Source organism: Alicyclobacillus acidiphilus NBRC 100859 (genome assembly GCF_001544355.1).
GTDB classification, from domain to species: domain Bacteria; phylum Bacillota; class Bacilli; order Alicyclobacillales; family Alicyclobacillaceae; genus Alicyclobacillus; species Alicyclobacillus acidiphilus.
The window spans coordinates 1-7,951 of record NZ_BCQI01000101.1 but is presented as its reverse complement, the minus strand read 5'-3'; the positions used below and the strand labels follow the sequence as shown (position 1 = coordinate 7,951).

10 protein-coding genes are annotated in these 7,951 nt (G+C 54.0%); 2 read left to right on the top strand and 8 right to left on the bottom strand.

Annotation, left to right across the window (positions count from 1 at the left end; translation table 11 throughout):
• From AAC01S_RS17660 to AAC01S_RS17630, 7 genes are all read right to left on the bottom strand, one after another.
• Nucleotides 1-487, bottom strand: a 487-nt coding sequence (locus AAC01S_RS17660; protein WP_441394808.1) for a sodium:solute symporter family transporter, incomplete at its 3' end; no start/stop codon positions are given.
• 31 nt (nucleotides 488-518) lie between these two features.
• Nucleotides 519-725 (bottom strand): DUF3311 domain-containing protein, encoded by a 207-nt coding sequence (locus AAC01S_RS17655; RefSeq protein ID WP_067625596.1) that lies wholly within the window; start codon nucleotides 723-725, stop codon nucleotides 519-521.
• A 291-nt stretch (nucleotides 726-1,016) separates the two neighbouring features.
• On the bottom strand, nucleotides 1,017-1,976 hold the full coding sequence (locus tag AAC01S_RS17650; RefSeq protein ID WP_067625594.1) for a COX15/CtaA family protein: 960 nt from the start codon (nucleotides 1,974-1,976) through the stop codon (nucleotides 1,017-1,019).
• A gap of 32 nt (nucleotides 1,977-2,008) precedes the next feature.
• Complete coding sequence (gene qoxD / locus AAC01S_RS17645; RefSeq protein ID WP_067625592.1) at nucleotides 2,009-2,326, bottom strand: cytochrome aa3 quinol oxidase subunit IV; 318 nt, start codon at nucleotides 2,324-2,326, stop codon at nucleotides 2,009-2,011.
• 1 nt (nucleotide 2,327) lies between these two features.
• Nucleotides 2,328-2,963, bottom strand: coding sequence for a cytochrome aa3 quinol oxidase subunit III (gene qoxC, locus AAC01S_RS17640; RefSeq protein ID WP_067625589.1), 636 nt, complete (start codon nucleotides 2,961-2,963; stop codon nucleotides 2,328-2,330).
• Between the two features lie 2 nt (nucleotides 2,964-2,965).
• Nucleotides 2,966-4,894 carry a cytochrome aa3 quinol oxidase subunit I gene (gene qoxB / locus AAC01S_RS17635; protein ID WP_067625601.1) on the bottom strand — a complete coding sequence of 643 codons (1,929 nt, stop codon included), beginning with the start codon at nucleotides 4,892-4,894 and terminating at the stop codon, nucleotides 2,966-2,968.
• An 88-nt stretch (nucleotides 4,895-4,982) separates the two neighbouring features.
• Nucleotides 4,983-5,825 carry a cytochrome c oxidase subunit II gene (locus AAC01S_RS17630; RefSeq protein WP_067625587.1) on the bottom strand — a complete coding sequence of 281 codons (843 nt, stop codon included), beginning with the start codon at nucleotides 5,823-5,825 and terminating at the stop codon, nucleotides 4,983-4,985.
• A 359-nt stretch (nucleotides 5,826-6,184) separates the two neighbouring features.
• Here AAC01S_RS17630 and AAC01S_RS17625 point away from each other — a divergent pair, with 359 nt between their 5' ends.
• A complete protein-coding gene (locus AAC01S_RS17625) occupies nucleotides 6,185-6,871 on the top strand; it encodes a hypothetical protein (RefSeq protein WP_067625598.1) in 687 nt (228 codons plus the stop codon).
• 34 nt (nucleotides 6,872-6,905) lie between these two features.
• On the opposite strand, the gene AAC01S_RS17620 is transcribed toward AAC01S_RS17625, so the two are convergent.
• The gene (locus AAC01S_RS17620) at nucleotides 6,906-7,637 is read right to left on the bottom strand and encodes a metallophosphoesterase family protein (protein WP_067625586.1); all 732 of its coding nucleotides are present in this window, start codon (nucleotides 7,635-7,637) and stop codon (nucleotides 6,906-6,908) included.
• Nucleotides 7,638-7,703: 66 nt separating this feature from the next.
• On the opposite strand from AAC01S_RS17620, the gene AAC01S_RS19810 reads away from it, so the two are divergent.
• A partial coding sequence (locus AAC01S_RS19810; RefSeq protein ID WP_217997865.1) for a hypothetical protein occupies nucleotides 7,704-7,951 on the top strand: 248 nt, incomplete at its 3' end.

Sequence of the window (7,951 nt, the reverse complement as noted above, 5' to 3'; positions counted from 1 at the left end):
CGATGAGCGGCCATTCGCCTTGCAGGCCCATGGCGCCGATCACGGCTTGCATGCCAACCAACTGCAACGCGATGTACGGCATGACCGCAACAATGCCTGTCACAGCAACGGCCAAGGCCAGCCACCTATCGCCAAAGCGGCCCGCCACGTAATCGGCGGCGGTGACGTAGCCGTGTTTCTTACAAACGGACCACAGTCTTGGAAGAATGACAAAGAAGATAGGATAAACCACAATTGTGTACGGAACCGCGTAAAAAGCCAGTGCGCCCGCTCCGTACATCAACGCCGGCACCGCAATAAACGTATAGGCGGTATAGAAATCCCCGCCTACCAAAAACCAGGTAACAAGTGTTCCAAACCGCCGTCCCGCCAGTCCCCACTCCTCGATGGAATCGAGGCTGCGCCTGCGCCAACGGGCGGCAAGAAACCCCACGACGGTGACCAAGACAAAGAACACGATAAAGACGGATAGCGCAGTCCACTGCATGACAGCTGCTCCCCCTTCCCCCTATAGGCGGCTATTCATCCTTCGTGATGTTATACACAATCATGGTAATCACCGAGCTGAGAATGACCCACAACATTTGATACCAATAGAAAAAGGGAATCCCCCAGAGCTCCGGGGTCTGTGACGAATAGATTGGAGGAATCAGCGTTCCAACGAGTGGCAGCAGCAAAAGCAGATACCACCAGCGACTTCTCCTCTTTTCACCGACCTGATTCACGTCGACACCCCCCTTCCTGCAAGCAAGCGGACAATGCAAACGGGAAGCGCTTTCATACATTCGCTTCCGGTTTCGATTATATTGCAAACGTGGATTTCGTCAAACGAGGTCCGTCCACCCGCCGCGGCTCATCATGGACTGACTATGCCGCCGTAAGTGTCCCATCTACTGTCTGGAATAGAGCCCACTCATGCCGGGCGTACCAAGAAACAGGCTGATACCGGAAGGTACCAGCCTGTTTTCGCTATGGGCTCATCTCGCCGAGAAACAATTGAGATCGATCTCGAGGTTTCAACGTTCAGGTGAACGGCCGTGAAACGGAGGCAGCGTCTGAAACGCGACAAAGCACAACGAAACGAACAGTCCCGTGACAATGGAAACGTGCAACATAAACGCTCCAATGCTGGTATGGCTGAGCACGAGATAGACGCCGCTGAATGCCTGGGCGATGACAAACGCCATGGCGAACCAGGCACCCCGGTACAAATCCGGGCGTTCCCGGCGCATTTTTGAGGTCCATATCACAAGTGTAATCATCCATAGCACAAGTAGACCCGCGATAGAACGATGCGTCCAGTCCAGCAAAAGCGCGTGGTGCGGCAGTCCGGGACGTTCCGTCGGAATGGGAAAGCCACGGAAGAAGACGCCCGCACTCGAACTCGACACGTACGCACCCACGTACATCGCCAGGTAAATAACCAGTATACCGAGCCACCCGAACACTCGAAAGGCGCGAGGAGGCATCTCCCCGCGGAGCGGGATGACTCGTCCCGAGTGCAGGAATTCGCAATAGACGCGCTCTGCTCTGCGAACGTACACGGTAAGAAGAAACACACTGACAAACGCGAGCAGTGACACGCCAAAGTGCGTCGCAATCACTGCGGGAGGCTCATCGTGCTGCACAGCCAGACCGCCGAGCACAGCCTCAACGATGACGAAAAAAATGCTGAGACTGACGAACAGCGGAACTTCCCGCCATCGACGATATCGCATGAGCGATGTGACAGCCGCGATCAGCAGAAGTATCGTCAATATGGGCACACCCACACGATGTGAAAACTCGATGAATGTCTGAATGGAATTGATCACCGGAACGATCCGGCCGTTGCACTGAAACCATTCATGGCCGCAGCCAAAGGCCGAACCCGTGTAGGCGTCCAAAAATCCAATCGAGTTTACGATGAAATTTTGAATCGTGGCCAATACACATACGACGAATACAAACGCACCAAAACCGCGGCTATTCCGCATCGTATCACCTTCCCGCCGGAAGCTTTGAAGCTTCAGGCCACAAGCGACTTAAACGTCATGATCCAAATCGATCCGCCGACGATCGTCAAAGCAATGAAGAGCGCGAAGTATATCGTCGGGACCTGCCATGCCTTTTCATCGCTTTCCGTGAAGTGCATAAACATGTAGAGCTGAACGAGCAATTGTCCTACACCAAGCACGACGATGATTGTGATGATCACCGCCGGTGGTTGATTCGTGGCCAGAGCCAGCCAGAACGCGATGGCCGTCAAAACCAACGACAAGAACAAACCAACCACGTGCTTCCAGGGAAACCCTTTTTCTTGGTGAAACTTGTGATTGGATTCCACGTTAGATCACCTTCCCCGTCAAGTATACGACCGTGAAGATAAAAATCCACACAGCGTCGAGGAAGTGCCAATAGATGCTGACGATAAACGCCTTTCTCGCTGTGATCGGCGTAATTCCATACTTCGCGAGCTGGATTATAATGCTGATCATCCAGAACGTACCCAGTGTGACGTGGCAGCCGTGCGTTCCAACCAGTGTAAAGAACGCCGAGAGGAAGCCGCTTCGCTGCATGGTCGCACCAATCGATACGTTGTGAACGAACTCCTGAATTTCAAAACCGAGAAACACGTAACCCAACAACACCGTGATAATCATCCAGGCAATCATGGCGTTGCGATTGCCGCGTCTCATTTCGTAGGTCGCAAGACCACATGTAAACGAGGAAAACAGAAGCGCGATCGTCTCAATGGTGAATCCAGTGACATCGAACAACTGCTTCGAAGTTGGCCCGCCTGCCACACTTCCGTGCATGACGACATATGTCGCAAACAGACATGAGAACAGTACCAAGTCGGAACCAAGGAAGATCCAGAAGCCCGCGATACGCAGACTATTTTCTTCCGAATGGTATTCGGCCGGAACCGACGGATCCACAGGGTGGTGTCCCCCGTGAACCGCCGAATGCGTATTCGCCATCGTTACAACCTCCCTGCGGCCGCTTCAGTCTCTTCGATCTCGTCGACCGGAATGTAATGGTGGTCATTGTATTCGAACGAACGCAACGCCATCGTCACCACGACGCCAATCAAGCCGATGATTGCGGGTATCCACCATTGGAATACGAAACCCGCGCCGGCGATGAAGAAGAACGCGCACATGATGATAGGACGACCCGAATTGTTCGGCATGTGAATCGGCTTAAATGGAATGCCTTTCGGCCCATTGATGGATTCGCCAGCCTGCTTCATCAGCCACCATGCATCGCGCCCCTTGACTTGCGGAATGATGGCAAAGTTGTAATGCGGTGCCGGAGATGTCGTCGCCCACTCGAGCGTACGGCCATTCCATGGATCCCCCGTGACATCGCGTTCACCGTAACGAGCGCTCCACAAAATGTTGAGCACGAAGACGAGGAAGCCGATACCCATGAGGACAGCTCCAAACGTCTCAATCAGGTTGATGACGCCCCAGCCATAACCTGCCGGGTAGGTGTACACGCGGCGCTGCATGCCCATGAAGCCCAGGAAGTACATCGGGAAGAAACAGATGTTAAACCCAATCATGAACAGCCAGAAATGCCAACGCCCCAAACGTTCGTTGAGCAGGACGCCAAACATCTTCGGCCACCAGTAGTACAACCCTGCGAATACACCGAAGACCGTACCGCCAATCAACACGTAGTGGAAGTGTGCAATCAGGAAGTACGAGTTGTGATACTGATAGTCGGCAGGCGGAACGGCGAGCATGACACCCGTCAATCCACCAATCAGGAAGTTCGGAATGAAGCCGACCGCCCACAACATCGCACTCTTGTATTCGATCCGGCCTTTGTGCATCGTGAACAACCAGTTGAAAATCTTCACGCCTGTCGGGATGGCGATAGCCATCGTCGAGACGCCGAAGAACGAGTTGACGCCAGGGCCCGCACCCATTGTGAAGAAGTGGTGAACCCAGACGATGAAGCTCAAAATCGCGATCGCGATCATCGAAACGACCATCGCTGAATAACCGAACAGCTTCTTGCTGGAGAACGTGCTGACGACTTCGGAGAAAATACCGAATGCCGGCAGAATCACGATGTACACCTCTGGATGTCCCCAGATCCAGAAGAGGTTGACGTATTGCATTGGCATACCGCCCGCGCTGATGGTGAAGAAGTGCGAGCCAAAATCCCGGTCAATCAGCAAGAGCGCCAAGCACACTGCGAGGACAGGGAATGCGAACACGATGATGATGGACGTAATCAAAACCGACCAGGTGAACATCGGCAAACGCATCAGCGTCATGCCCGGCGCACGCATACGAAGGATGGTGAGCAGGAAGTTGACACCCGTTGCGATGGTACCGATACCTGTGATCTGCAAGGATACCAGGAAGTAGTTTTCACCAGGACCTGGATCAAACGCGTTTTCGACGTACGGCGGATAACTGGTCCAGCCGCCGTCCGGCGATCCGCCGACGACAAACGACAGGTTGAACAGCATCGCTGCGACGAAAAACAGCCAGAACGAAATCGCGTTCAAATATGGGAACGCGACGTCACGGCAACCGATCTGCAATGGCACCGCGATGTTGAAAAATCCAATCAAAGCAGGCATCGCCATGAACAAAATCATGATGGTGCCGTGTGTCGTGAAGATTTGATCGTAGTGATCCGCATTAAGGAAATGCAGATTCGGCCACGACAGCTGCGTTCTCATCAAGAGACCGTCCGTACCGCCACGGAACAGCATCAAGACAGCAGCGATTAAGTACATAATGCCGATCTTTTTGTGATCGACAGTTGTCAGCCAGTTATCCCACAACCACTTCCACAGTTTGAAGTAGGTGAGGGCGACAACGATACCAACCGATGCAATTCCGATCAAGAAATCGGAAAGCCAAATCAGCGGCCCTTCGTCGAGCATGAAGAAATGGACGGCCCAATTCACAATACCGCTCACGCTCGTATCCTCCCTTTCGTGCGTTATCCGAATCCAACGACGATCCCGTCAATCACTGCGGATCGATCGAAGAGAATGTCAATGTGTGGCTAAGCGTACCAGGCTTCACGATTTGCTCCTGGTCCTGTTGAGTCAACTTTGGAGCGCTTTGCTGCGTCTGTTTCACCCACTTCGCAAAATCCGAAGCGGTCTGCGAGTTGACCGTAAACGTCATCTGAGAGAAACCACGTCCAGAATACTGACCGCTCCTGCCTTCATAGCTTCCAGGATGGTCGGCTTCCAACCACAGCTTCAGATCCTTTCCGGGCATCGCAAACTCCATGCCACCCAACGCCGGCACCCAGAACGTATTCATCGGTCCCGCGGACGTGAGTTCGAAGTCTACTGGCACACCGGCAGGTATGTTGACGTAATTGACAGTCTCAATGTTTTGGGCAGGATACTTGAATACCCACTTCCATTGTTCGGCAACCACATCGATTGTGAGAGTCTTGGCTGTGCTCGCTCCCGTAGCGGCGTCAACCTTCGGCGGTTTCACCAACTTGTAGGTCACCGCAACCGTTGGAATCGCCAACGCGATAACAACGATAATCGGGATGACTGTCCATAACGTCTCCAATTTCGCGTTTCCTTCGATTTCTGGCGGAACATAGTCTTTGTTGTCAGGACGGGCTCGATATTTCACCGTGACGTAAAAGAAAATCACGAACACGCCCAAAACGACAACGAGCATCAATACGAAAGACCACAGAATGAGGTAGTACTCGCTTCTTGCAACCGGTCCTTGAGGACTGAGCACTGGCATGTACTTTGGATCATTACACCCTGCCAAAGCGAGCATTGACAGCCCCACGATGAGAAACAGGCTGCGAACTCGACGCCCAGATGGCTTCATCGTCGCTTTTGTCTCCTTTCTATCTCTGAAGTATGGAAATCGTGCCGCTTGGTGCAAAACGCGATCGAACGGTTCAAGACTTAGCATGAAACCAGGGTAAATCAAACCGTCGTCTGCTGGAACGCAAGCAGCTTGGCATAACGAACCATGTACGATGATACCAAACTCGCGACATCTTTCGCGCAAGTTTTCAACATCGACATATGACGATTTTAAGAAAGGTTTGTGCAGCGAAAGAACTGAAGAGAGACTCCAAGAAAAGACTTCTCCCAGTATGCGTTGATCCAATCCAAATTAAACCATGGTAGACTCAACATATCCACCTATAGAATCGTAAGTTGGAGGTTTTCGCCATCGTGATGCAGTCGTCCTGTTATTCCGACATCGCAGCCAACCTCAGCGTCCAATTCGAGGTGCCAGATATCATTCTGCCAACGTCAAATTGCATTTTCCTGCTCGAGTCGCCGCACATACAGGAATTGAAATACGGGGCACCCGTCTCAGGCTCGTCCGGAGCGACGATGAGCAAGCATATCTTCGGAGCCGAATACGCCAAGATGCCACTTGGCATTCTCGTCAAGAAAAATGCCGAAATCGATGCGCGCCGACCGAGGCTCAGCGCCATTGGCCTCATGAACGTGTCAAACATCCCGCTTCAGGCCGGGGCCTATCCGCCGATCATCCGCAAGGAATACGCCGACTGGTTCGCCCATATGAATGCCGTCCGGACGAACAACCAGAAGCTCGAGTTCACGGATCCCCAACAGGCGGACATTCAAATGACCATGGTGGCAAGGCTGAGATCGAAACTGGAACGCTTTCGCGGAAAATCCATCACGTGGATTCCGTGCGGGCGCTTCGCCCAGAAGTTCTTTTCACTCGCTGGCGTGACAGACCCAAGCTGGACCGTGATTCAAGACGTCCCCCACCCTTCATACAACTCGTGGGATCGGGAGATCTACCGTCCACAAATTCAGCGCGTCACTGAAGCCATCTCGAGAGCGGCGTTGAACATGCAGAATGATGCAGGAAGCGATCGTTCGTGACGGCAGCCACTCGTGACGCCAGCATTTACAACATTCACGACGGCAGCCGTCCTTGGCGCAAGATTTCGGCGACGTAGAGCGCGCGTGGGTATCCTGCCGACTCCAGCCGCTCTGCGGCCTTCTCGACATCGTACGGTACGCGCCTCATGTCGATCCGAGTCTCCGTCTTGTCCGTGTCGATCACGGCGTAGGAAGCTTGCGCAACCCCATCAAACGGCAGCCCGACACTGCCCAAATTCACGATGGTCCGATCGCGATACTTCCGAACATAGGGCAGATGGATATGGCCATAGAGAAACAGACGATGCTCGCGATCTCCGATGATGTCCCGTTCAATCACACTTTCCGGGGCGTTTACCGGAATGACGGAAAACAGGTCTGTCGGCGTCGCGTGGAATGCGAGCCACCGCACGCCATCCTCTTGTTCAGAACTCTCCAACGTCATCGGCAGGGACTCCAGATACTCGACATCAGCCGGATCCAGCCAATGCAGTGCCCATTCCCGCTCGCCGTTCATCACCTCGAGCATGTCCGCCGGCACTTCCCCTTCCTTGACACCGCGCACAATCCAAGCATCGGCGTTCCCCTTCAAGACCCCGTCGGCGATGTCGCGAACCTTGTCCAGGCACGCCTTTGGCGCATATCCCCGAAAACAGATGTCGCCAAGCACGTAAACGCGATCGCATCCAATTTCCTGGATATCCGCCAGTACAGCGTCAAGGGCCAACTCGTTGCCATGGATGTCGGACAGAAAAGCGATCCTCATTGCGCAAACCTCCTCTTCCTGCATGAAAATGGATATGACCCAATCGGCGTGATGGCCCGAATCGGCGTGCCGTATCGGAATTCCAGCCCGTGTCGTCCGTGGCCGCACGGGAGTCGGCGAAGCACCGCCACTCACTGGTTGCCTCGGTATCTATCGTATATAGCCGAGATCGATTTGCAAGTCTTGGCTGTAGAGTGGCGGTGGGCGACGAGGGGAGGGCCGGTCGTCAGCGCTGCACAGGCGGCGAGAGTCGCTGGGCGGGTGGCGGGTGGCGGGTGGCGGGTGGCGGGTGGCGGGTGGCGGGTGGCGGGTGG